Source organism: Serratia sp. MMO-28, from assembly GCF_037199905.1.
Classification (GTDB): domain Bacteria; phylum Pseudomonadota; class Gammaproteobacteria; order Enterobacterales; family Enterobacteriaceae; genus Chania; species Chania oryzae.
This window is the reverse complement of sequence record NZ_JBBCVB010000018.1, coordinates 95398-118791: the sequence shown is the minus strand read 5'-3', so window position 1 is coordinate 118791 and position 23394 is coordinate 95398. Positions and strand designations below refer to the sequence as shown.

Annotated in this window: 15 protein-coding genes and 1 pseudogene; 9 read left to right on the top strand and 7 right to left on the bottom strand. The window is 57.0% G+C overall.

Translation table 11 applies throughout. The features are described from left to right. On the top strand, positions 1-186 hold a 186-nt coding region (locus WG891_RS16775; protein WP_337263718.1), incomplete at its 5' end, for a hypothetical protein. 193 nt (positions 187-379) lie between these two features. Here WG891_RS16775 and yqeB read toward each other — a convergent pair. Both yqeB and yqeC read right to left on the bottom strand, forming a co-directional pair. After that, positions 380-1969, bottom strand: coding sequence for a selenium-dependent molybdenum cofactor biosynthesis protein YqeB (yqeB, locus tag WG891_RS16770; RefSeq protein ID WP_337263719.1), 1590 nt, complete (start codon positions 1967-1969; stop codon positions 380-382). A 9-nt stretch (positions 1970-1978) separates the two neighbouring features. After that, positions 1979-2713: a selenium cofactor biosynthesis protein YqeC gene (yqeC, locus tag WG891_RS16765; protein WP_337263720.1), complete on the bottom strand. Its 735-nt coding sequence runs from the start codon at positions 2711-2713 to the stop codon at positions 1979-1981. 491 nt (positions 2714-3204) lie between these two features. On the opposite strand from yqeC, the gene ygfK reads away from it, so the two are divergent. The 8 genes and pseudogenes from ygfK to WG891_RS16725 all read left to right on the top strand — a co-directional run bounded on the left by ygfK (position 3205) and on the right by WG891_RS16725 (position 16812). Then, positions 3205-6312, top strand: a complete 3108-nt coding sequence (gene ygfK / locus WG891_RS16760) for a putative selenate reductase subunit YgfK (protein ID WP_337263721.1) — start codon at positions 3205-3207, stop codon at positions 6310-6312. A 2-nt stretch (positions 6313-6314) separates the two neighbouring features. Next, a complete protein-coding gene (ssnA, locus tag WG891_RS16755) occupies positions 6315-7643 on the top strand; it encodes a putative aminohydrolase SsnA (RefSeq protein WP_337263722.1) in 1329 nt (442 codons plus the stop codon). Positions 7644-7693: 50 nt separating this feature from the next. Continuing rightward, positions 7694-8470: a molybdopterin-dependent oxidoreductase FAD-binding subunit gene (gene ygfM / locus WG891_RS16750; protein WP_337263723.1), complete on the top strand. Its 777-nt coding sequence runs from the start codon at positions 7694-7696 to the stop codon at positions 8468-8470. Further along, positions 8470-11349: a molybdopterin-dependent oxidoreductase Mo/Fe-S-binding subunit gene (locus tag WG891_RS16745; protein ID WP_337263810.1), complete on the top strand. Its 2880-nt coding sequence runs from the start codon at positions 8470-8472 to the stop codon at positions 11347-11349. The genes ygfM and WG891_RS16745 overlap by 1 nt, the downstream gene beginning before the upstream one ends. Before the next feature lie 207 nt (positions 11350-11556). Further along, positions 11557-12972, top strand: coding sequence for a nucleobase:cation symporter-2 family protein (locus tag WG891_RS16740; protein ID WP_337263724.1), 1416 nt, complete (start codon positions 11557-11559; stop codon positions 12970-12972). Positions 12973-13005: 33 nt separating this feature from the next. Further along, the gene (guaD, locus tag WG891_RS16735; RefSeq protein ID WP_337263725.1) at positions 13006-14322 is read left to right on the top strand and encodes a guanine deaminase; all 1317 of its coding nucleotides are present in this window, start codon (positions 13006-13008) and stop codon (positions 14320-14322) included. A 45-nt stretch (positions 14323-14367) separates the two neighbouring features. Further along, positions 14368-15733: pseudogene (locus WG891_RS16730) on the top strand (NCS2 family permease). Between the two features lie 164 nt (positions 15734-15897). Further along, positions 15898-16812, top strand: coding sequence for an Rpn family recombination-promoting nuclease/putative transposase (locus tag WG891_RS16725; protein ID WP_337263726.1), 915 nt, complete (start codon positions 15898-15900; stop codon positions 16810-16812). 63 nt (positions 16813-16875) lie between these two features. Here WG891_RS16725 and xdhC read toward each other — a convergent pair whose 3' ends face one another. From xdhC to WG891_RS16700, 5 genes are all read right to left on the bottom strand, one after another. Further along, positions 16876-17352, bottom strand: a complete 477-nt coding sequence (gene xdhC, locus WG891_RS16720; protein ID WP_076942140.1) for a xanthine dehydrogenase iron sulfur-binding subunit XdhC — start codon at positions 17350-17352, stop codon at positions 16876-16878. Then, positions 17349-18227: a xanthine dehydrogenase FAD-binding subunit XdhB gene (xdhB, locus tag WG891_RS16715; RefSeq protein ID WP_337263727.1), complete on the bottom strand. Its 879-nt coding sequence runs from the start codon at positions 18225-18227 to the stop codon at positions 17349-17351. Before xdhB ends, xdhC begins: the two co-directional genes overlap by 4 nt. 12 nt (positions 18228-18239) lie before the next feature. Further along, positions 18240-20525, bottom strand: coding sequence for a xanthine dehydrogenase molybdenum-binding subunit XdhA (xdhA, locus tag WG891_RS16710; protein WP_337263728.1), 2286 nt, complete (start codon positions 20523-20525; stop codon positions 18240-18242). 209 nt (positions 20526-20734) lie between these two features. Beyond that, positions 20735-21304, bottom strand: a complete 570-nt coding sequence (locus tag WG891_RS16705) for a nucleotidyltransferase family protein (protein ID WP_337263729.1) — start codon at positions 21302-21304, stop codon at positions 20735-20737. A 71-nt stretch (positions 21305-21375) separates the two neighbouring features. After that, on the bottom strand, positions 21376-23382 hold the full coding sequence (locus WG891_RS16700) for a heparinase II/III domain-containing protein (protein ID WP_337263730.1): 2007 nt from the start codon (positions 23380-23382) through the stop codon (positions 21376-21378). Positions 23383-23394 lie beyond the last annotated feature (12 nt).

Genomic DNA, 23394 nt, shown 5'->3' with positions numbered 1-23394 from the left:
CCTGGCGGATTTCATCATGGTTCGGGCCACAGAAAGGCCCAGAAAAAAACCGGATATATGGCTGCAATACCTGTTCACTTTATTCAAGAAAAACACTGGCATCATCGGGAGCGTCCATATACGCCTGTCGTAGCCGGCCGTGATGCGCCGTGGCGCAGTGAGGGTAGCCGCGCAGCGGCCGCCTGATATGGCAAGGGCCGGGGTGCAGGGGGCTGGCTCTTGAGCCCCCTGCTCGGTCGCGTTCATCGTGCTGTTGAATGAACGTAAAATGTTTAGCGACCGAAATAAATACTCGTCTAACTTGTGAACAAGCTATCTTCTGCATGGTGCAAAATTGTACTTAACTGATTCGGATATCAACTCGCAAACGGTACCATCATTACCCCCGCCCCAGTTTCATGATCGCCTCAAGCACCGCGCCGCCGATGGCCCGCGCTTTATCCGACACCGTGGTGTAATCCGCCTCGGCACCGCGCGGATCGATATCGCCGATCTTGCAGCCGGTTTTTACCTCCAGCCCGGCCTGTAACAGCCCGCGCACCATGCCGGAAAGCGGTGCAATCACCGGTATTTCACCGCAGTGGGCGATAATATCCCCTTCCTGCACCAAATCCCCCAGCGCCACGCAGCAACGCATCACGCCGTCCGCTGGCGCGCGGATCACCCGGCGCGCGGTATGGCCGCCGATATTGCCGGGGATGCCGGTATTCGGGTGGGTATAACCCTGGTAAATCACCCGCCCCAACTCATGGCCGCGATGGGTTTCAATTACCGCGTCGCAATCCTGCCCGGCGTTGAAACCGGGGCCGAGGGCGACGGTGAACGGCGCCATCGTGCGCTGAGTGCCCAGGTTTTGCTTGGCCAGAATGGCATCCACCAGAAAACGTGGCTTGAGCTGCTCCAGAGACTGGGCCGCGCCGTCGATCAGCAGCGGGATTTCGCCGCGGTTGATCAACTCGAAAGCTTCATCAACGTCTTTTGCCAGGCGGCCGCTTACCCCTTCAACACAGGCTTGGCCATCAAACATCGCCTGCGCAAAGGCCACCGTGCGGCGGATAGCGGTGGGTTGGGCAATATCCAACATGACTACCTGAAAACCGGCATGATAAAGCCGCAGCGCCACGCCGGTGGCGATATCACCCGCCCCGCGGATCACCACCAGTTTGTCACGCGTCAGCCGGATATCCTCTTTCATCAGGCCGCCTGGTGATTGGTTTTTAATCTGTAACAGTTCTGCCAGCACGCTGATGGCGATCTCTTCCGGCGTTTCTGCACCAATGTTATAGCCAATGGGCGCGTGGAGCCTGGCAATGTCGGTTTCGCTGATGCCGCATTGCCTGAGCCGGTGGGTAAAGGTCTGCACTTTGCGGCGGCTGGCGAGCAACCCCAAGTAGCGCAGCGGCTGGCCGATCAGCGCGTTTAACGCTTCGCAATCCTGATTGTTGGTGGCGATGATCACAAAGTTGCTGGGCTCGATATTCATCTTGCTGATGGCGGCCGGGAAGCTCTCGTCATGCACCAGGGTGGTGCCCGGTGGGAACAGGGCGGCATCGAGGTTAGCAGGATAAATATCGGTAACGTGAATATCGAACCCCAAAGGCTTGGCGGCGTGGGCGATAGCGCGGTTGACGTGCCCGGCACCGATCAACACCAGGCGTGGGCGCAGGCCGTGCACATCGATATAAACCGACATCGCGCCGCCACAGTCTGAGCCCACCGCATCCTGGCCGTTACGCGCCATGCGGCCATGAAACACGCGGGCCTTGCGTTCGGCAATGGCGGCGATGGCCTGCTCGATCACCAGGCGTTCAATCATGCCGCCACCGATGGTGCCGATACAGCCGCCATCGGCCATCACCAACATTTGCCCAGAGTGGCGCGGCGTGGAGCCACGGCTTTCAATAATCTGGGCGATCGCAAAGGGCCGGTTTTCCTCTTCCAGTCGCGCCGCTTCGGCGAAGATATTCATGCTGACCTCTTATTTAGGATATCTGCGTGGTAACCAGTGGTGGATCGGCGGGTTGTGCTGCACGGCGCCAAACCAGATGGCGCTGAGCGCCGCATCTTGCTGCAATAGCTCAAGCCAGGCGGGATCGGGCTGATTATCACAATGAGAAAACTGATTGATCAGCCAAATCCGGCGCGCACCGGCTGGCGCACCTTTGAACATCCCTTGTGGGTGGGCAATCAAGGTACGGAATACCCGGCTATCAAGCGCCTCACCGGCAGCGATCCCGGTCAGCGCCGAGAAAATCGCCCAGCGGTGAATCTGCTGTGGATCGGCAGGGCGATTAATCACCTGGCCCCCGGTTAGCGCGATGACACAATCACTGCTGGAGGGGATGCAAGGTTCATGCCTTGCCGGGGCTTTCAGCGGCAAACCGCGCGCACCGTCGGCTTCCACCAGGATCACGTCAAATTCCCCCTGCTGCTTCATCTCATCGATCTGTTCGGGGCTAAACCCGTCAACCTTGTTATTCTGCGGTTGGTAATGGCTGAAGTTGGCGGTAATCGCCGCTGTCGGGCGGGTGATGGGCCGTTGGCCGATGCACAGCTGATGATAGGTGGCAGGAGCAGGGCGGTACATCTTGGTGGTGGTGGTAAACAGCACCCGTTTGCCCTGTTGATAGAATGCCTGTGCCAACCACAACAGGGTGCTGGTTTTGCCTCCGGCACCAATCAGGCTAATCAACAGCGGGAGGCCATTATCCAAGCGCTGATATTCTTCTGTGAAGAGTTCCCGCAAGGCCGGAATCATAAATAAGCGATCTCATGAGTTAAAAAAGAATGCTGAAGCGTAATATGCCGTTTTTTATTTCTTCTGGGGGTTAATTACGCGGATTCTTTGATGTAATCGAGGTTTAGTAATTGTTCATACTTTATCGATTGCGCTCACGCTTTCATTTAGGCGTTAATTTTGCTGTATCAAAGTGATATTGAGAGGTGCTTTTTTGATAATTCACCCTATGGGGTGAATAACGGTTGTTGCCCATCAGTAGTCAGTGATTTTTATTCTCAATTGCGCCTGTGAGCTTCTTCACAAATAAAAACAACAATTAGAACTGCCTCACGAATTTTATCCGTATGCAACAGCGTAAAGAGTTTTGGCCTGATTGTTGCTGCGTTATGCCTAACCGAGGTGAAAAACCGCAAGCAGGTTTTTGCCGATCACCATTCAGGCATTTTTTCGCAAGGAGATAAGCTATGGGAGATATCATGCGTCCGGTTCCGTTCAAGGCGCTGTTAACCCGGATTTTCGAGGAATATCATGAGAATCGTTCCATTTTTGGTATTCCGGAGCAGCAGTTTTATCGCAAGCGTGACGATCGGCAGATTAAGGTTTTCAATGAAAGCTGTGAAACTCCGCTCGGCCCGGCGGCTGGCCCGCATACGCAATTGGCGCAGAACATTATCGTTGCCTGGCTGACCGGCGGGCGGTTTATTGAATTGAAAACCGTACAAATTCTCGATCGCTTAGAGATTGAAAAACCCTGTATCGATGCTGAAGACGAATGCTTCAACACCGAATGGTCGACAGAATTTACTCTGCTCAAGGCCTATGATGAATATTTAAAAGCCTGGTTTGCCTTACATCTGCTGGAAGCGATGTTTGACCCGAGAGCGAAAGGGGAAAGTAAATCCTTTATTTTTAATATGAGCGTGGGGTATAACCTCGACGGGATCAAACAACCGCCGATGCAGGAATTCATCCATAATATGATCAATTCGGCCCAGCAGCCGAAATATGCCGAATATGCCAAGGTGCTCGGTGAATGGGTGAACAATGATGAATTTATTACCCGGTTCGATCTCTCTGCCCAGCGCAACGCATTAAGCCAATTGCCGAACACAATTCCGGCGCAATTGGTCAGCGGAATTACCCTATCCACCATGCATGGCTGCCCACCAAATGAAATCGAAGCCATCTGCCGTTATATGCTGGAAGAGAAACATCTTAACACCTTTGTGAAATTAAACCCGACGCTGCTGGGTTATCGGCGCGTGCGGGCCATTCTGGATACCTGTGGTTTCGATTATATCGGCCTGAAAGAAGAATCCTTCGAGCACGATCTCAAACTGGATCAGGCAGTGGCGATGCTGCGCCGCCTGGTGGCGCTGGGTAAACAGCACCAGTTGGGCTTTGGGGTTAAGCTCACCAACACGCTGGGGACCATCAACCACAAAGGCGCGTTGCCCGGCGAAGAGATGTACATGTCTGGCCGTGCGTTATTCCCGCTTTCTATTAACGTGGCGGCGGTGTTATCGCGCGAGTTTAACGGTGAACTGCCGATCTCCTATTCCGGCGGCGCCAGCAAGTTTAACATCCGCGATATTTTTGAAACCGGTATCCGGCCAATCACCATGGCCACCGATCTGCTGAAGCCCGGCGGTTATTTACGCCAGACCGAATGCCTGCACGAGCTGGAAAAATCGGCATGCTGGCAGATGACGCGCATTGACGTCGCCAAGCTGGAAGCGCTGGCGGAGAAAGCCGTCAGCATGGAATATACCCAGAAACACTGGAAAGCGCAGGACAGCATCGACGCCGGTGGCCCGCTGCCGATGATTGACTGCTACGTGGCACCCTGTGTTACCGCCTGCGCCATTAAGCAGGATATTCCGGAATATATCCGCTTGCTGGGAGAGCAGCGCTATGCCGATGCGCTGGAGCTGATTTATCAGCGTAACGCTTTACCGGCGATCACCGGCCATATTTGCGATCACCAGTGCCAGTACAACTGTACGCGCATCGATTACGACAGTGCGCTGAACATCCGTGAGCTGAAAAAGGTGGCGTTGGAGAAGGGCTGGGACGAATACCAGCGCCGCTGGCACAAGCCAGCGGGCTCCGGCAGCAAACACCCGGTGGCGATTTTAGGCGCTGGCCCTGCGGGGCTGTCCGCTGGTTACTTCCTGGCGCGCGCGGGCTATCAGGTCACGCTGTTTGAGCGTGAGCCGAATGCCGGTGGCGTGGTGAAAAACATCATTCCACATTTTCGTATTCCGGCCGAGGCCATTGAGCATGATATTGAGTTTGTTGCCGCGCATGGCGTGAAGTTTGTTTATGACTGCGACCCTGAACTGACGGTCGATAAGCTGCAACAGCAGGGCTTCGATTACGTATTCATCGGCATCGGCACTGATAAAAACAGCGGTGTGAAGCTGGCGGGTGATAACCGCAACGTCTACAAATCCTTGCCGTTCCTGCGCAATTTCAACCAGGGTAAGCCGATGAACCTGGGTAAACACGTGGCGGTGGTCGGTGCAGGCAATACGGCAATGGACTGCGCCCGTGCTGCGCTGAAAGTGCCTGGCGTGCAGGAGGTCACGGTGCTGTACCGCCGCACGCTGAACGAAATGCCTGCCTATCGTGAAGAGTATCTGGAAGCGGTGGAAGACCAAGTGAAGTTTATGTTCCTCACCAACCCGGAACATTTCGCTGCCAATGGCACCTTAACCGCCAGAGTGATGGCGCTGGGTGAGCCAGACGAGCAGGGGCGCCGTCGCCCGGTGCCGACCGAACAAACGCTTACGCTGCAGTTTGATGCACTGATCACCGCGATTGGCGAACAGGCCGATGAGGAGGTGCTGTGCAAGCTGGGGGTGCCGCTGGATGCCGCCGGTTACCCGCAGGTTAATACCGTCACCGGTGAAACCACCCGGCCGAATGTGTTCCTGATTGGCGATGTACAGCGCGGCCCGTCATCGATCGTCGCCGCCATCGGCAGCGCCCGCAGCGCGGCAGAAACGGTGCTGGCACGGGAAAATGTCAAAACCCATCACCAAGACAAATACTGGTCGAATGTCGATCCGGTGGAGGTCTATCGCCGCAAAGGGGTGATTGCGGTCTCGGTGGTGGATAAAACGGATCGCGAAGCCTTTGTGGCACAGGAAGCGCAGCGTTGCCTGGAATGCAACTACGTGTGCAGCAAATGTGTCGACGTCTGCCCGAACCGCGCCAACGTGTCGATCGCGATACCGGGCTTCCGTGATCGTTTCCAGACCCTGCATTTGGATGCCTACTGCAACGAATGCGGCAACTGCGCCCAGTTCTGCCCATGGCAGGGCAAGCCCTACAAAGACAAAGTCACCGTTTTCAACCTGCCGCAGGATTTTGCCAACAGTACCAACGCCGGTTTTCTGGTGAACGGTCAGCAGGTTAGCGTGCGCCTGGGGGACAATGTTTATCAACTGCAGATAGGCGATAACGGCCAGATCAGGCAGGTGCCGCAGGAGTTGGAGACGATGTGCCACATCATCAACCATGTGTATGCCCATCATCATTATCTGTTGGGTCAGGTGGAGGCGTAATCATGCTGATTTTAACTAATGCCACTGCCGTGCAGCTTGAGCCGGCCAGCGTTCAGCACGGGATCGACATCGCCATTGAAGGGGCTTTGATCAAAGAGGTGGGTCAGGGGCTGGCGGCAAAATATCCGCAGGCGGAAACCCGTAATATGCACGGCAAGCTAGTGATGCCGGGGATCGTCTGTGCGCATAACCACTTTTACTCCGGTTTGTCACGCGGCATTATGGCCAACATTGCGCCATGCCCGGATTTTATCTCCACGCTGAAAAACCTGTGGTGGCGTCTCGATCGCGCGCTGGATGAGGAGTCGCTGTATTACAGCGGCCTGATCTGCTCGCTGGAAGCCATCAAGAGCGGTTGTACCGCAGTGATCGACCACCACGCCTCGCCGAATTTTATCGCCGGATCGCTGAAAACCCTGCGTGCAGGCTTTATCAAAGCCGGGCTGCGTGGCATGACCTGCTTTGAAACCACCGATCGCAACGGCGGCAACCGTGAATTGCGGGCCGGCGTTGAGGAGAATATCGCTTTTGCTAATCTGATCGACAGCGCTAAAGCCGCCGGTAAGGAACCTTATCTGGTGGAGGCACATATCGGTGCTCACGCGCCCTTCACCGTTACCGATGACGGGTTGGCGATGTTGCGCGAAGCGATGCAGAGCACCGGGCGCGGGCTGCATATTCACGCCGCCGAAGACCGTTATGATGTATCACATAGCCATGACAAATACGGCCAAGACCTGATGGTACGCCTGGCCCAGTACGATCTGCTCGGTGCTAAAACGCTGGTGGCTCACGGCCTGTACCTTTCCGCTGCCGACATCGAGCTGATTAACCAGCACGATGCCTTCCTGGTACACAACGCTCGTTCCAACATGAATAACCATGTTGGTTACAACCATCAACTGGCGCAGTACCGCAACCTGGCGCTCGGCACCGACGGCATTGGTTCAGATATGTTTGAAGAGCTGAAATTTGCCTACTTCAAGCACCGCGATGCCGGCGGAGCGCTGTGGCCGGACAGCTTTGCCCGCTTCCTGGCAAACGGCAATCAACTACTGGCGCGCAACTTTGGTGCCCGGTTCGGTTGCCTGGCGGCAGGTTACAAAGCGGATCTCACCATCTGTGATTACCCGTCACCTACGCCGCTGGCGGCGCAGAATATCGGCGGCCACATGGCCTTCGGCATGGGGGCGAGCAGCGTGAACAGCGTGATGGTGGAGGGCAATATGGTTTATCAGAACGGCAAATTCCCATTCGATGTTGAACCAATCTACGCCGAGGCGCGCAAGGTTGCTGCCCAGCTCTGGAAACGTATGGACGCCTTGAACTAAGCAGGTTGCCGCCCCGGATAACGGGGCGGTTGACCTTGATGGGGTGAAAAATGATTGAGCAATTCTATCGGCCGGGATCGGTGCAGCAGGCGCTGGAGTTGAAACGCCAGTTTCTTGATGAAGCGGTGTACTTCGGCGGTGGCAGCAAGTTGAACGCCGCACCCACTAAAACCGAGAAAAAGATCGCCATTGCGTTGACAGCGTTGGGGCTCGACCAGTTGAACTGGCAGCAGGGTGCGCTGCATATCGGTGTCACCATTCCCTTACAGAAACTGATTGATTCGGCGTTGACCCCGCCTGCGCTGCGAGAGGCGCTGGGCTTTGTCTATTCCCGCCATATTCGCAATCAGGCCACGCTGGGGGGGGAGATCGCCGCGGCACCCAAAGACTCGGTGTTGCTGCCGGTGTTGCTGGCGTTGAGCGCCAAGGTGGTGATTGGCGACGGTAACACCCTGGAACTGGAGGATTATCTGGCAGGCGCTCAGCAAGAATTATTACTGGAGTTGGTGTTGCCAGACCCCTATCGCCGTTGCGCCACGCGCAAGGTTGCCCGCTCGGCGGCCGGGCTGGCGGTGCTGACCGCCGCTGTTTCCTGCGATGCGCAGCAAAAGGTCCGTATCGCTCTGAGCGGTGTCGTCGCGCAGCCAAGCCGCCTGCGTGATGCCGAACAAATGGGCCTGAGCGGCCCGGCGCTGGAAAAAGTGGTCGCCGAAGCGGTAGCTCCCCAAACCGATCTCTGCGGTAGCGTGGCCTATAAACGCTACATCAGCGGCGTCGTGGTGGCCGATCTGCTCGCCAGTTGCCAGGCGTCAGGAGGGAAACAATGATCAACATTCGCTTTACGCTTAATGACAGCGAGCAGGTGATGCAGTGCCAACCCGGCGAAAACGTGCAGCAACTGCTGTTTAAGCTGGGAATGCATGCGGTACGCAACAGCGATGATGGATTCGGCTTTGCCGGTTCGGATGCCATCATGTACAACGGCGTGGTGGTTAACGCCTCTTTGCTGATCGCCGCTCAGCTTGACGGCGCGGTGGTCACCACCGCCGAAGCGCTAGGGAGCTGGAATCAACTGAGCCTGGTGCAGCAGGCGATGGTGGACGTCGGGGTTGTGCAGTCCGGCTATAACGATCCGGCGGCGGCGCTGATCCTGACGGATTTGCTGGAGCGCATTGCAGCACCAACGCGCGCACAGATCGACGATGCGCTGTCGGGGCTGTTCAGCCGCGATGCCGGTTACCAGCAGTTTTATCAGGTGGTGGCCCTGGCGGTGGCGCGGCGTAATGACCCTGAGTTTCAGGCACCGGCAGCCCCCGAATTTCGCAGCGATCTCAACGTGGTTGGCAAGCTGTGCCCGAAAGTGGACGCGGCAAAAATGGTGCAGGCCAAGCCTTGCTACGTTGAAGATCGCGTGGCGCGTAATGCCTGCATCATCAAGATGCTGCGCAGCCCGCACCCTCATGCGCTGATTACCCGTCTGGACGTCAGCAAAGCCGAGGCGTTACCAGGGGTGGTGCATGTGATCACCCACCTCAACTGCCCGGATATTTACTACACCCCTGGTGGGCAGAGCGCGCCGGAACCTTCGCCGCTGGATCGCCGGATGTTTGGCCAGAAGCTGCGCCACGTGGGCGATCGGGTCGCGGCGGTGGTGGCCGAGAGCGAAGCGATCGCGCAGGCGGCGCTGGGGTTGATTGAGGTCGAATATCAGGTGTTGCAGCCCGTAATGTCGATTGACGACGCGATGGCGGAAGGCGCACCGCTGGTGCATGACGAGCCGATTGTCTACGTCAACGGTGCTCCGGCCGATTTGGCCGAGCAGAATCGAGGCTCTGCACAGCGTGCAGGCGAACATTTGACGATCAATTTCCCGATTGGTGCCAAACCGCATCGCAATATTGCTGCCGCAGTTCATGGGCAGATTGGCAATGTGGAAAAGGGTTTTGCCGAAGCGGATGTGGTGCTGGAGCGCACTTATGAATCCAAGCAGGTGCAGCAATGCCCGGCAGAAAAACACGTTTGCTACACCTACATGGATGGCGATCGGCTGGTGATCCACGCCTCAACCCAGGTGCCATGGCACCTGCGCCGCCAGGTGGCGCGCATTGTCGGGCTGAAGCAACATAAAGTGCACGTGATCAAAGAACGCGTGGGCGGTGGTTTTGGCTCCAAGCAGGACATTCTGCTGGAAGAGGTCTGCGCCTGGGCCACCTGCGTGACCGGCCGCGCGGTCTATTTTCACTACACCCGCGAAGAGGAGTTCATCAGCAATACCTCGCGCCACGTGGCGAAAGTGAAGGTGAAGATCGGGGCGAAAAAGGATGGCCGCCTGACGGCGATCGACATGAACTTCCTCGCCAATACCGGCCCTTATGGCAACCACGCGCTGACGGTGCCCAGCAACGGCCCGGCGCTGTCGCTGCCGCTGTATCCGTGTGAAAACGTCAATTTCCAGGTCACCACCTATTACAGCAATATCTGCCCGAACGGTGCCTATCAGGGCTACGGTGCGCCGAAAGGCAACTTCGCCCTGACCATGATTTTGGCCGAATTGGCCGAAAAACTGGGGCGCGATCCGCTAGAGATTATTGAGCTCAACCGGGTGGTGGAAGGGCAGGAGCTGAAGATCCTCGGGGCGATCGGCGAAGGCAAAATGCCAACCTCGGTGCCCCGCGCCGCCAGCTGTGCGCTGGAGCCGATTTTGCGTAAAGGGCGTGAACTGATCCGCTGGAACTCAGCGAAGGCGAAAAACGGCGACTGGCAGATTGGCCGTGGCGTTGCGATTATCATGCAGAAATCCGGCATCCCGGATATCGAACAGGCTAACTGCATGATTAAGCTCGAATCGGACGGCACCTTTATCGTTCACTCTGGCGGCGCGGATATCGGCACCGGGCTGGATACGGTGGTTGGCAAGCTGGCGGCTGAAGTGCTGTGTTGCCCGTTTGCCGATGTACACGTGATCTCAGGTGATACCGATCACGCCCTGTTTGATAAAGGGGCCTACGCTTCTTCCGGCACCTGCTTCTCCGGCAATGCGGCGAAAAACGCGGCAGAAAACCTTAAGGCAAAAATCCTGTTCCACGGTGCGCAGATGCTGGGTGAGCCTGAGGCCGATGTGGCACTGGTGGCCCCCGGCGTGGTGCGCGGTAAACAAGGCGCAGTGTCATTTGCGCAGATCGCCCATAAAGCGGAAACCGGTACCGGATTCGGCACATTGGTGGCCACTGCGAGCTATATCTCTTCTGATTTTGCCTTCCCGTTCGGTGCCAACTTCGCCGAAGTGGCGGTGAATACCCGCACCGGAGAGATCCGTTTGGATAAGTTCTACGCCCTGTTGGACTGCGGCACGCCGGTCAACCCGGAACTGGCGCTGGGGCAGATTTACGGCGCTTCACTGCGCGCCATCGGCCACAGCATGTCGGAAGAGATTATCTACGATCGCCAAGGGGTGCCGATCACCCGTGACCTGCAAAGCTACGGCGCGCCGAAAATTGGCGATATCCCGAGCGATTTTCAGGCTTTCCTGGTGCCAAGCGACGACCACGTGGGGCCATACGGCGCCAAGTCGATCTCGGAAATCGGCGTTAACGGCGCGGCTCCGGCTATCGCTATGGCAATTCATGACGCTTGCGGCGTCTGGCTGCGGGAATGGCATTTCACACCGGAAAAAGTCCTGAAGGGGTTAAATAAGCTGTCAGCGTGAGCCCAGATGTCCGTCGTCTTTAATCGGTAATTAAAAAGGCGGCGGGCAGAAGCGATTCAATACTGTTATTGCCGCCATAAAGACAATGAGCGAAATAAAAAGCTCAGGCTGCCCCGTGGAATCAATATGGCGAAAGTGCAGGGCGTGGAGCAGTTAACGCGTGTCTATTGAATCAGATGATCAAATTTACTGAAAGGGAGTAAAGGGATGTCTGATATATCTACCGCAAGCAGCGATCTTATTTATCAAGTCGATGATAAGCCGCCGTTTAACCAAAGTGTTATTAGTGCTATTACCCATTTGCTGGCTATTTTTGTGCCGATGGTGGCACCGGCATTAATTGTCGGTACCGCACTGGCCTTACCGCCGGACATTACCGCCTATCTGGTTTCAATGGCGATGATTGCTTCGGGTATTGGCACCTGGCTACAGGTGAATCGCTATGGCCACATAGGTTCCGGCTTATTGTCGATCCAATCGGTTAACTTCTCTTTTGTCACGGTGATGATCGCCCTGGGCAGCACCATGAAAGCCGACGGCCTGCATGTGGAGGCGATGCTCTCTACCTTGCTCGGCGTCTCTTTCGTCGGCGCTTTTCTGGTGGTGGGCTCCTCGTTTATTTTGCCTTATCTGAGACGGGTGATTACGCCAACGGTCAGCGGCATTGTGGTGCTGATGATCGGCCTGAGCCTGATCAAGGTGGGCATTATCGACTTTGGCGGCGGTTTTTCGGCTAAAAGCAGCGGCACCTTTGGCAACTATGAAAGTATCGGCGTAGGGCTGTTGGTGCTGCTGGTGGTGATCGCCTTTAACTGCTGCCAAAACGCGCTGTTGCGCATGGGCGGCATTGCCATCGGTATTATCGTCGGTTATGTCGTGGCGCTGTGTTTAGGCATGGTCGATTTTTCGGTGATGCAGAACCTGCCGGTGATCACCGTGCCGGTGCCGTTTAAATATGGCTTCGCGTTTGATCTGCATGCCTTCCTGGTGGCGGGCACCATCTATTTGCTGAGCGTGCTGGAAGCGGTGGGGGATATTACCGCCACCGCGATGGTGTCCAACCGGCCCATTAAAGGGGCGGAATATACCTCGCGCCTGAGCGGCGGCGTTCTTGCCGATGGCCTGGTATCGGTAATTGCCACCATGCTGGGGTCATTGCCGCTGACCACCTTTGCCCAGAATAATGGCGTGATTCAAATGACCGGCGTGGCGTCGCGGCACGTTGGTAAATTTATCGCGGTGATTCTGGTTATTCTGGGGTTATTCCCGGTGATTGGCCGCTTCTTTACCACTATCCCGGCACCGGTTCTAGGCGGTGCGATGACGCTGATGTTTTCGATGATCGCCATCGCCGGGATCCGCATCATTATTTCCAACGGATTAAACCGCCGGGAAACCATTATTGTTGCCACCTCTCTGGGGCTTGGCCTTGGCGTTTCTTACGATCCGGAAGTGTTCCGCGTATTACCTGCCTCAATTTACGTTTTGGTGGAAAACCCGATCTGTGCCGGTGGCCTGACGGCTATTTTCCTGAACTTGCTGATCCCGCTGAATAATAACGAAGGCCGCTGCGTCGATACCCCTGAACTGGAAATCACCTCAGCGGAAAAGAATACGGATTAACGTTACCCGTTTATTGCTAAAAGGAATGTGTGTATGGAGTGTGAATCCTCAATCAAGGCCGTGCGGGGCAGTTTCCTGGATATTACCCGTACCGTGCAGTGCCCTGAAGAAATCGAAGGCCATCTGCGTTTTATTAAAGACGGCTTATTGTTAATCCGTAATGGCCGTGTGGACTGGTTTGGCACCTGGGCCGATGGGCATCAGCGCATCCCCGCCAGCATTCGGGTGCGTGATTACAGTGGCAAAATGATCGTACCAGGGTTTATTGATACCCATATTCATTACCCGCAATGTGAAATGGTGGGGGCCTATGGCGAGCAGTTGCTGGATTGGCTGAACAAGCACACCTTCCCGGCAGAAAAACGCTATAACGACCTGGAATATGCCCGCGAAATGTCGGCCTTTTTCATCAAGCAACTGCTGCGCAATGGCACCACCACCGCGCTGGTGTTTGGCACCGTGCACCCGGAATCGGTTGAGGCGCTGTTTGAGGCGGCGCACCACATCAATATGCGGTTGATTGCTGGCAAGGTGATGATGGATCGCCACGCGCCGGATTATCTGCTGGACACCGCAGAAAGCAGCTATACCCAGAGCAAAGCGCTGATTGAGCGCTGGCACCGCAATGGCCGCCTGCTGTACGCCATCACGCCGCGCTTTGCGCCGACCTCGACGCCAGAACAGCTGGCGGTAGCCCAGCGGCTGCGCCAGGAGTATCCGGATACCTATCTACATACCCATTTATCGGAAAACAAAGAAGAAATCGCCTGGGTGAAAGCCTTGTACCCGGAGCGTAAAAGCTATCTGGATGTTTACCATCATTACGGTTTGACCGGCAAAAACAGCGTGTTTGCCCACTGTATTCACCTGGAGGATGCCGAATGGGATTGCCTGCGTGATACCCATTCCTCCATCGCGTTTTGCCCAACCTCCAACCTGTATCTCGGCAGCGGTTTGTTCAATCTGCAAAACGCCTGGCGGAAAAGGGTCAAGGTGGGGATGGGCACCGATATCGGCGCGGGAACCACCTTCAATATGCTGCAAACGCTGAACGAAGCCTACAAGGTGATGCAACTGCAAAACTATCGGCTGTCGGCCTATGAGGCGTTTTATCTGGCTACGTTGGGCGGTGCCGATGCGCTCGGGCTGGCAGAAACCATAGGCAATTTCAACCTTGGGAAAGAGGCGGATTTCGTGGTGCTGGAACCAACGGCCACGCCGCTGCAACAGCTGCGCTATGACAACTCAAACACCTTGATCGATAAGCTATTTGTCATGATGACGCTAGGGGATGACCGGTCGATTTATCGCACCTATGTGGATGGCCGGTTGGTCTATGAACGCACTTAAAGAAACGTAGCTGATAACGAATGCAGACCTTAAGAGGGTATAGCAATGTCTAATCATTTTTCGCAAGTGACGTCAGAGAAAGCAACCCGTTCGATAGATGCCTATTTTAATATTAGCGCGCGGGGTAGCAGTATACGGCAGGAGGTGCTGGCAGGGTTGACCACCTTTCTGGCGATGGTCTACTCGGTGATTGTGGTGCCCGGCATGTTGGGCAAGGCTGGTTTCCCCCCCCGCTGCGGTGTTTGTCGCCACCTGCCTGGTGGCCGGTGTTGGCTCGTTGGTGATGGGGCTGTGGGCCAACCTGCCAATGGCGATCGGCTGTGCCATTTCCTTGACGGCGTTTACCGCTTTCAGCCTGGTGCTGGGCCAGCATATCAGCATTCCGGTGGCGTTGGGGGCGATCTTCCTGATGGGGCTGCTGTTTACCGCTATTTCGGTGACCGGCGTGCGCTCGTGGATTTTACGCAATCTGCCGATGGGCATTGCCCATGGCACCGGGATTGGCATCGGCCTGTTCCTGCTGCTGATTGCTGCCAACGGTGTCGGCATGGTGATCAAGAACCCACTGGATGGTTTACCGGTGGCGCTAGGATCGTTTGTTTCTTTCCCGGTGATGATGTCGCTGCTGGGGTTGGCGGTGATCCTCGGGCTGGAGAAGCTGCGCGTGCCGGGTGGAATTTTATTGGTGATCGTCGGTATCTCCATCGTTGGCCTGATCTTTGATCCGAACGTGAAATATCAGGGGCTCTTTGCGTTGCCGAGCCTGAGCGGGCCGGATGGGCAATCGCTGATTTTCAGCCTGGACATCAAAGGCGCGCTGAATCCGCTGGTGTTGCCGAGCGTGCTGGCGTTGGTGATGACGGCGGTGTTTGATGCCACCGGTACCATCCGCGCGGTGGCCGGGCAGGCCAATCTGCTGGATCAGGACGGGCAGATTATCAACGGTGGCCGGGCGTTAACCGCCGACTCGATGAGCAGTATGTTCTCTGCCCTGGTCGGCGCTTCACCGGCTGCGGTCTATATTGAGTCCGCAGCGGGAACGGCGGCCGGGGGCAAAACCGGCGTCACTGCGGCGGTGGTGGGCGTGTTGTTCCTGCTGATGCTGTTTCTGTCACCGTTATCCTATCTGGTACCCGGCTACGCTACCGCCCCCGCGCTGATGTATGTCGGCCTGCTGATGTTGAGCAACGTCACCAAACTGGATTTCAACGACTTTGTGGATGCAATGTCTGGCCTGGTGTGCGCGGTGTTTATCGTGCTGACCTGTAATATCGTCACCGGCATTATGTTGGGCTTCAGCACGCTGGTGATTGGCCGGGTATGCTCGAACGAGTGGCGCAAACTGAATATCGGCACGGTGATTATCGCGGCCGCGCTGGTGGCGTTCTATGCCGGGGGCTGGGCGATTTGATCGCTGAATTCATCTGTTTCCTCTCTTTTCGCTAAATACGGTCTCTTGGTCAGCGTTGTTGATCAAGAGACTTTGCGAACCAGTACCAGGATCTTGCTGGTCGGAATATGAACGCATGGCAGCCTGTCGTAAATTCAGGGCATGTTAAGTCCAGGATGGCCGACATGAAAAAAACCACCACCCCCTCTCTGCATGATGCGGTATTCAAACAGTTTCTTACCCACCTAGACACCGCCCGCGACTTTCTGGAATTGCATTTACCGCCAGCGCTGCGGCGATTTTGCGATCTCAGCACGTTAAAGTTAGAGTCCGGCAGTTTTATCGAGAACGATCTTCGTGCCTATTACTCTGACGTTCTCTATTCGCTGAGAGCGGGGGAAGGGGACGGCTACGTTTATGCTCTGATCGAGCATCAAAGTTCTCCCGATAAGCATATGGCATTCCGTCTGATGCGTTATGCGATTGCGGCGATGCAGCGCCATCTGGCGGCTGGTCACGATCGACTGCCGCTGGTGATCCCGATCCTGTTTTACCATGGGCGGGTCACGCCTTACCCTTATTCCATGAGTTGGCTGGAGGCGTTCAGTGAACCCGAGTTGGCCAGGCAGCTTTATGCTGGCCATTTCCCGCTGGTTGACGTTACCGTCATTTCAGATGATGACATCATGCAACACCGCCGTATGGCGATTCTGGAACTGCTGCAAAAGCATGTGCGCCAACGGGACCTGGCCGACCTGCTGGAACAACTGGTCACATTGTTGCTGACCGGATACACTACGAATGAGCAGCTACTATCACTGATGAACTATGTGCTGCAGGTGGGTGACACGGCCGTACCGGCAGCCTTTATCCGTGAATTGGCAAGTCGTGCACCACAGCATGAGGAGGTATTAATGACTATTGCACAGAAGCTTGAACAACAAGGCATTGAGAAGGGCCGTGTGGAAGGTCGTCAGGAAGGGGAGCGTGAAGCCACGTTGAAAATCGCCCGCTCCATGCTGGCTAACGGTCTTGATCGCACGCTGGTGATGGAACTGACCGGCCTTTCTGCCGAAGAGTTGGCGAAGATCCACCATTAGCCGTAGTGGCAGCGTCAGCGGTATGAAACCGGGCAGACGCTGCCGATGAGTTCAGACAGCAAATCAACCCGGCGTTTCCTCATCCAGTAACTGCGCCTGCTGAACCGCTTTCACGATCGCGCTGTAGCCGGTGCAGCGGCATAAATTCCCGGCTAGACCGCGACGGATCTCCTGCTCGGTAAGGCGCTTGCCGCGAAAGCGTTCCACCATCGAAGTGCTCGCCATCACCAACCCCGGCGTACAAAACCCACATTGCACAGCCCCCGTATTCACATATGCCTGCTGCACGGCGGAGAGTTCGCCATTTTTCACCTCGCCTTCAGCCGTTCGAATCGATTTGCCATCGGCCCAAACCGCCAGATAAATACAGGTGTCGGTGGCGATACCATCGATCAGCACCGTACAGGCACCGCATTCACCCACGCTGCACCCTTGTTTGACGCTGCTGAGCCCCTGCTGGCGCAGTAACTCCATCAGCGACCAGCGGGGATCCACCGTGAACTGATACCGGCGGCCATTGATTGTGCAATTGATCATCATGATAACGCTCCTTCGGCGCGCTGAGCCGCCTGGGCCAGAACGCGTTCTGCCAATGTGCGGATGATGTGCAGGCGGAATTCTTTACTGGCCCGCCAGGATGAGCGCGGCTGTACGTCGTGCAATACGGCCTCACGCACGGCGGCGAGGGTTTGTGCATTAACCGGGCGGCCAAGCGCGGCGGCTTCGGCGTGGGGGGCGCGGATCGGCGTTGGCGCCGCGACGCCAAAGGCGATCTTTACCGCGCTGAAGTGACCGTTTTCAACTTTGCAGGCGGCGGCGCAGCCGATGGTGGCGATATCCATCGCGTCGCGCATGGCGTATTTGAAGTAGCTGGCACCATAGTGTTGGTAATGCTGTGGCCGAAACAGCAAGGCTACCACCACTTCACTGTGCTCCAGCGCCACCTTGCCGGGGCCGGTATGGAACCCGAGGATCGGCGTGCGGCGCGCGCCCGTAACGGTAGCGATCTCCAACTCGGCCTCCATCACTACGCAAGGTGACGCCGAGTCGGCGCTGGTGGCTCCGTTGCAGATATTGCCGCCCAGCGTGGCACGGTTACGCACCTGCGGCCCGGCGATGGTAGCGGCGGCTTCGGCCAGCACGGGGACGTAACGTTGAACCAATGGGGAGTCGATAATCTGGCTGAAGGTGGTGCCGCTGCCGACGCGCAGCGTGCCATCCGGCAGCAGGTTGATGCCGTTCAATTCTGCCAAATCATGAATATCCACCAGGTGGCGATATTTGTCGTTCATATGGTGCAGTTGGATTAACACATCGGTACCGCCAGCAATCAGCTTTGCCTGGGGATCGGCCGCCAATTGCTGCACGGCATCGCCTATGCTGGCCGCTCGATAATAGTGTGCGATGTCGTACATGCTGTTCTCCTGTTACTCGATCAGGCCTGCTTGCGCAAAATGTCGGTATAGCGTTTTCGGCGTGAGCGGCAACTCATCTATCTTCACGCCGGTGGCCAGCCAGATGGCATTACGGATCGCCGGGGCGGGCGAAATCAGCGGCGGTTCACCCAAGGCCTTGTGCCCGTAGGCGGATTGCGGTTCATAGGTTTCAACAAAGGCGCAATCCAGGTCGGGCAGATCGAGAATGGTAGGGAATTTGTAATCCAGCAGATTGGGGTTGCGCACGATGCCGCTTTTCTCGTCAACGATCATCTCTTCGAACAGCGTCCAGCCAATCCCCATGACCATCCCGCCCTGTACCTGGCCTTCGGCCAACTGCGGGTTAAGGATCTGCCCAGAATCGTGCAGATTGATAATCTTGTTGATGGTGACTTTGCACAGCGGGATATCAACGGTGAGATCGACAAAGGTGCAGCCAAAAGCCGGTGGGTTGCTGCGGGTTTTGCAGGAAACCTCGGCCATCAGCTGCCCGCCGATCTCCTGATCGTAATGAGCGCTCATGGAAACCTGCTGCACCGAGAACAGCACCTGTTCCGGCCGGGTTTTAAACACCACCTCACCATTGACGATATCCAGTGCCCATGCGGGCTGGCCGCACATGTAGGCCGCATGCTGGATGATTTTGGTGCGTAGTTCAGTTGCGGCCTGACGAATGGCCGGGGCGGTAACGTAACTTTGCCGCGAGGCAAACGCGCCGGGATCGTAGGCGGTGATGTCGGTATCCTGCGTGGAGATAACATAAATGGCAGAGGAGGGCACGCCGATGGTTTCTGCCGCCATTTGGGCGAACACCGTATCGGAGCCTTGGCCAATTTCCGTGGCACCAATCTGCAGGTTGATGGTGCCATCCTGATTCATCAGCAGGCGGGCGCTGGCGATCTCCACGCCCACCGGATAAGTGTTGGAAGCATAGCTCAGGCACGCCACGCCAACGCCACGGCGGATCGGCCCGCTTTGATTCAGGCAGGCGGCGCGGCGGGCGTCCCATTCAAACAGTTCGCGGCCTTTTTGCAGACATTCAAGAATACCGGCGCTATGGATTTTTTTATGATTCAGCGGGTTGGTATCCCCTTGGCGGGCAACATTTTTCATCCGCAGCTCAAGAGGATCCATGCCTAGCTGAGCGGCTGCCTCGTCCATCATGCATTCCAGGGCAAAAGTTACCTGTGGTGCGCCATAGCCGCGCATCGCCCCGGCGTTGGGCAGGTTGGAGTAATAGGTGGTGGCTTGATAACCAAGGGCGATACGCGGGTATAAATAAGCAATTTTATTGGCTCCCGCGGCGGCGATGGAGTGGCCGTGAGAGGCGTAGGCACCGGTGTTAGACAGCACATCCAGGCTGTAGGCCTGCAGAATGCCGTCATTGCTCACGCCCAGCTTGCCGCTGACCGCAAACGCATGCCGGGTGCGGGAGGCCAAAAAACACTCTTCTCGGCTCAGTTCGATCTTGACCGGCACGCCGCCGAGTTTCCAGGTCAGAAACGCGCACATCGGTTCTTCCAGCACATCCTGCTTATTGCCAAAGCCGCCGCCGAGATAGGGCTTAATCACCCGGATCGCCGACCATGGCAGGTTCAGCGCCTGGCCAACCACGCGGCGTACAATATGGGGGATTTGGGTGCTGGAGACGACCACTATGCGCTGCAGTTGGTCCATATAGGCGTAGGAGATCACCCCTTCCAGATGGCAATGCTGTACCACCTGCGTTTGGTAATGGCCTGCAACCAATACCTCTGCCGCAGCCAATGCAGTATCCGGATCGCCACCTTTTAGCGCGTGCTGTTTCAGCACGTTGCTGTTGCCGCCGTGCAGCCGCGGGGCATCGGCCGCCAGCGCGGTGGTGGCGTTGATCATCACCGGCAGTTCCTGGTATTCAACTTCGACTAACTGAGCGGCTTTTTCTGCCGTCAGCGGATCGCAGGCGACCACGATCGCCACGCCATCACCGTGATGGCGCACATGGCCGGTCAGCAATTGTTTATCTGCGACGTCGTGCTTGCTGGCATCCAGCGACCAGGCGTGGCCGGCCGTTGGGAAGCACTGCTGTGGCACATCCTGGTAGGTGAAGATGGCTTCTACCCCCGGCAATTGCAGGGCGGCTTGCGTATCGATGCGCGTAACCAAGCCATGGGCGATGGGGCTGCGCACATATTTGGCATAGCGCATGCCGGGCATGCTGAGATCGTCGGTGTAGCGTGCCCGGCCGGTGACTTTGGCCTCTGCATCAACGCGTTTAAGCGACACTCCTAAAGCCATATTGGCCCCCTGATGATAGAAAAAATCGCTAGAGGGGTAACAGCAACTTACAGGCCATAATCGGTTGATTCGCGGGGATAATGTAAATTTCGTGAGTTGATACTGGTTTTTGGCAGAATCAGAGCGGTTCTGATGGGCAAAGGATCGGGCTATGCGGCGATAATTTATCAATCTGGTAAGGGAATTATCAGGTTGATAACCGCATCAACTTACGAGCTAGGCGGTAATTGTGACGGCAGATCGATATCCTGTACGATGCCAGGCTGATCGATAGGCAGCAGGTAAACCGGTTCGCGGCTGAGGAGATCGCGGGCGCCACGATCGCCACATAGGGCACACAAGGCGTTGCGCCAGACGGCAGAAAAACCTACCGGGTGGCCCGGCTGCCGTTGGCAGACCGGACGAACAATGCTGTGATGCTGTAATGCGCTTGCAACCTGCAGAAACACCGCTGGCGTAACGAAGGGCATATCCGCCAGATGAATCAGCCAGCCGTGCCAGCCGGAGGTGGCCGCAACGCCCGCGGCGATAGATTCCCCCAGCCCACCGCTCGCCAGCAACGTGACCGGCACCTGATGCGCGGCACAGGCGTGCTGTACCGGCAGGTTTTCCGGCCGGGTCACCACCTGCACCGGCAGGCCGGACGCCAGCGCCTGGCGCTGCGTCTGTTCAAACACCGTGCTGCCCTGCAGTGCGGCGTTGAGTTTATTCCCCGTGCCACCGGCCTGAGTGAAGCGTTCACCCCGCCCGGCGGCGGCGATCACAATGCCCGTTGTCATGTTATTGCTCCACTGATACGCAAGTTCTGATTGTGGCAAAGATACCCGCATTCTGTATACCCAAAACAATCTTACCGCGCATGCATCTGGGGCAGTTGACTGGCATCGTCGTTAACTTCGACGATCAGGGTCAGCTCACTGCGCCGCATCTGGATGCGCAGGCCGCCGCTATCCCGCTTCACCTGCATGTCGGTCACCGGCTGTTTATTGTCAAAATCCCATACGCAAATAAACTCTGCCCTTGGCTGGTGGCTGCGCAGCGTCAGATAGCTTAAATCGGTCACCGCCGGGTTGGCGGGAGCGGAGCCTTGCCACAGCATGGCGTCACCGTGCAGCCACAGCGCCTGCCCATCGCGCGAAACCGCAAAGTGGCGCGGCTGGCTGTTGAGCAGCGGCGTCACCTGCGCATCGTGCATCACCGTTAACGGCCCATGCTGGCTGAATGGCGCGCAGTCCCCCGTGGCGTCCAGCGCTTTACCCGGCAGATGCAGTGTCCAGTCCAACTGCTGGCGATGCGGGTTGTCTATGTTGCTGATGTCGATCAGCGCGCCCTCGAGCCACAGCAGGCGGCGGCGAAAACGGATATCGCGGTAGGCCTGGCTGTCCCACTCCACCCGGGTATGGCTGTCCAGCGCCGGTGGTGCCTGGCGCCAGTCAACTTCAGTATCCAGCCAGCAGAACGCCTCGGCTTGGTGATAATGCAGCACCTGCGGCACGGCCGGGGGCTGGTTGGTTTGATTCACCGCCAGCGTGTTATGGGTGGCGCTGTTCTTATAGTAGGCGTAGTGCATCCGTGCGCCGTAGCCGGTGGTGCCGAGATCGGGCAGGATCTCTTTGCCCTGATTGAACAGAAGCAGGCTTAGCCGATCGTAATGGTCATGTTCACCGCCGTAGGGCGTGTGCTTCACCAGCAGCGCCCGGCGTTTGGCCGGGTTGCGCCAGATGGTGATCCCGCAGCTCGGCGCATGCAGATGCTGCTGCGGGATCGCCTCCAACGGCTGTAAGGGGAGTTCGCTGCCGTACAGCAGCGCGTCGATATTGGCACGCGGCGTATCACGGTAAATCGCCTGTAGCGCCGCCGCGTAAACCTCATCCTGGTAACAGTACCAGGCAAACTCATAGACATCGCTGTGATCGAGCTTTTCCTGACCGTAGATGCAGTCGTTAATGCGTGGGAAACTGCCGTCCGGCATCAGCAACTGCAGCGGGAAGCTGAGCATTTTGCGGTAGAAGGGGGCATCCAGCAGGCTCCAGCGGCTGCCCTTGGCCAGCTTTTCAAACGCCAGAAAGCCCTGGAGCGCATAGAAGTGGTAGTGGATCGAGCCTTCAAACCATAACCCCTCGTCAAACAGCCCGTGCTCAAGCTGGTAACGCAGGCCGTAAGGCTGATTAACGGCAAACTCCAGCAAGGCCTCATCCTGCAGGATAAACCCCAGCACGCCGATAGCGCTGCCGATCTTCACTTCATGGTTGTGCAACTGCGGTGTGCGGTGGGCCACCAGAAACTCCGCTCCGCAACGCAGCAGGCGGGATGCGATGTAGTCGTGCTGTTCAGGCGACAGCGTTTCTGCGATGTAATCAAACCCTAACGCAAAATCCAGCAGACAGTTGGCTTCGCACAGGGTTTGCGCATTCATTTTGCCCGGCCCGTTGTAAGGAATATTACCGTGCACCTGGTAATCGGGGTAGAACGTCGCGTAGGCGGTCAGGATTGCCGTGACTTTATCCCGATATTCCGCCACGCCGGTCAGTTGCCACAGCAGCCCCAACTGATGGCAGGCCTTGGCATTCAGGCCGTTCATCTCGCGCCACCAGGCGCCGTCATAGGGTTCACCGCTAAACAGCCGCCCATCCACCGGGCAGCGATGGTGGGTGGGGCAATCGCGATCCCATACCAGCCGCACGCCGTGATCCGGGCAGAAATAGTAAAGATTCCAGGTGGCTATGGCGGTTTCTGGCACTTGAACCGGGGTGTTGAGCACCACGGCGTTTTGCGCTTTCACGTGCTCAATCACCTGTGGCTGCTGCGCCGCCCGTGTTTTCAGGAGAATAAGTTGTTGCGTGGTGAACTGCTTCATCGCTGTTAATCC

What these genes read in the sequence shown, in the direction of transcription:
- yqeB (WP_337263719.1), bottom strand. Translation starts at nt 1,969, where the DNA reads ATGAATATCTTCGCCGAAGCGGCGCGACTGGAAGAGGAAAACCGGCCC.
- ygfK (WP_337263721.1), top strand. Translation starts at nt 3,205, where the DNA reads ATGGGAGATATCATGCGTCCGGTTCCGTTCAAGGCGCTGTTAACCCGG.
- ssnA (WP_337263722.1), top strand. Translation starts at nt 6,315, where the DNA reads ATGCTGATTTTAACTAATGCCACTGCCGTGCAGCTTGAGCCGGCCAGC.
- ygfM (WP_337263723.1), top strand. Translation starts at nt 7,694, where the DNA reads ATGATTGAGCAATTCTATCGGCCGGGATCGGTGCAGCAGGCGCTGGAG.
- WG891_RS16740 (WP_337263724.1), top strand. Translation starts at nt 11,557, where the DNA reads ATGTCTGATATATCTACCGCAAGCAGCGATCTTATTTATCAAGTCGAT.
- guaD (WP_337263725.1), top strand. Translation starts at nt 13,006, where the DNA reads ATGGAGTGTGAATCCTCAATCAAGGCCGTGCGGGGCAGTTTCCTGGAT.
- WG891_RS16725 (WP_337263726.1), top strand. Translation starts at nt 15,898, where the DNA reads ATGAAAAAAACCACCACCCCCTCTCTGCATGATGCGGTATTCAAACAG.
- xdhC (WP_076942140.1), bottom strand. Translation starts at nt 17,352, where the DNA reads ATGATGATCAATTGCACAATCAATGGCCGCCGGTATCAGTTCACGGTG.
- xdhB (WP_337263727.1), bottom strand. Translation starts at nt 18,227, where the DNA reads ATGTACGACATCGCACACTATTATCGAGCGGCCAGCATAGGCGATGCC.
- xdhA (WP_337263728.1), bottom strand. Translation starts at nt 20,525, where the DNA reads ATGGCTTTAGGAGTGTCGCTTAAACGCGTTGATGCAGAGGCCAAAGTC.
- WG891_RS16705 (WP_337263729.1), bottom strand. Translation starts at nt 21,304, where the DNA reads ATGACAACGGGCATTGTGATCGCCGCCGCCGGGCGGGGTGAACGCTTC.
- WG891_RS16700 (WP_337263730.1), bottom strand. Translation starts at nt 23,382, where the DNA reads ATGAAGCAGTTCACCACGCAACAACTTATTCTCCTGAAAACACGGGCG.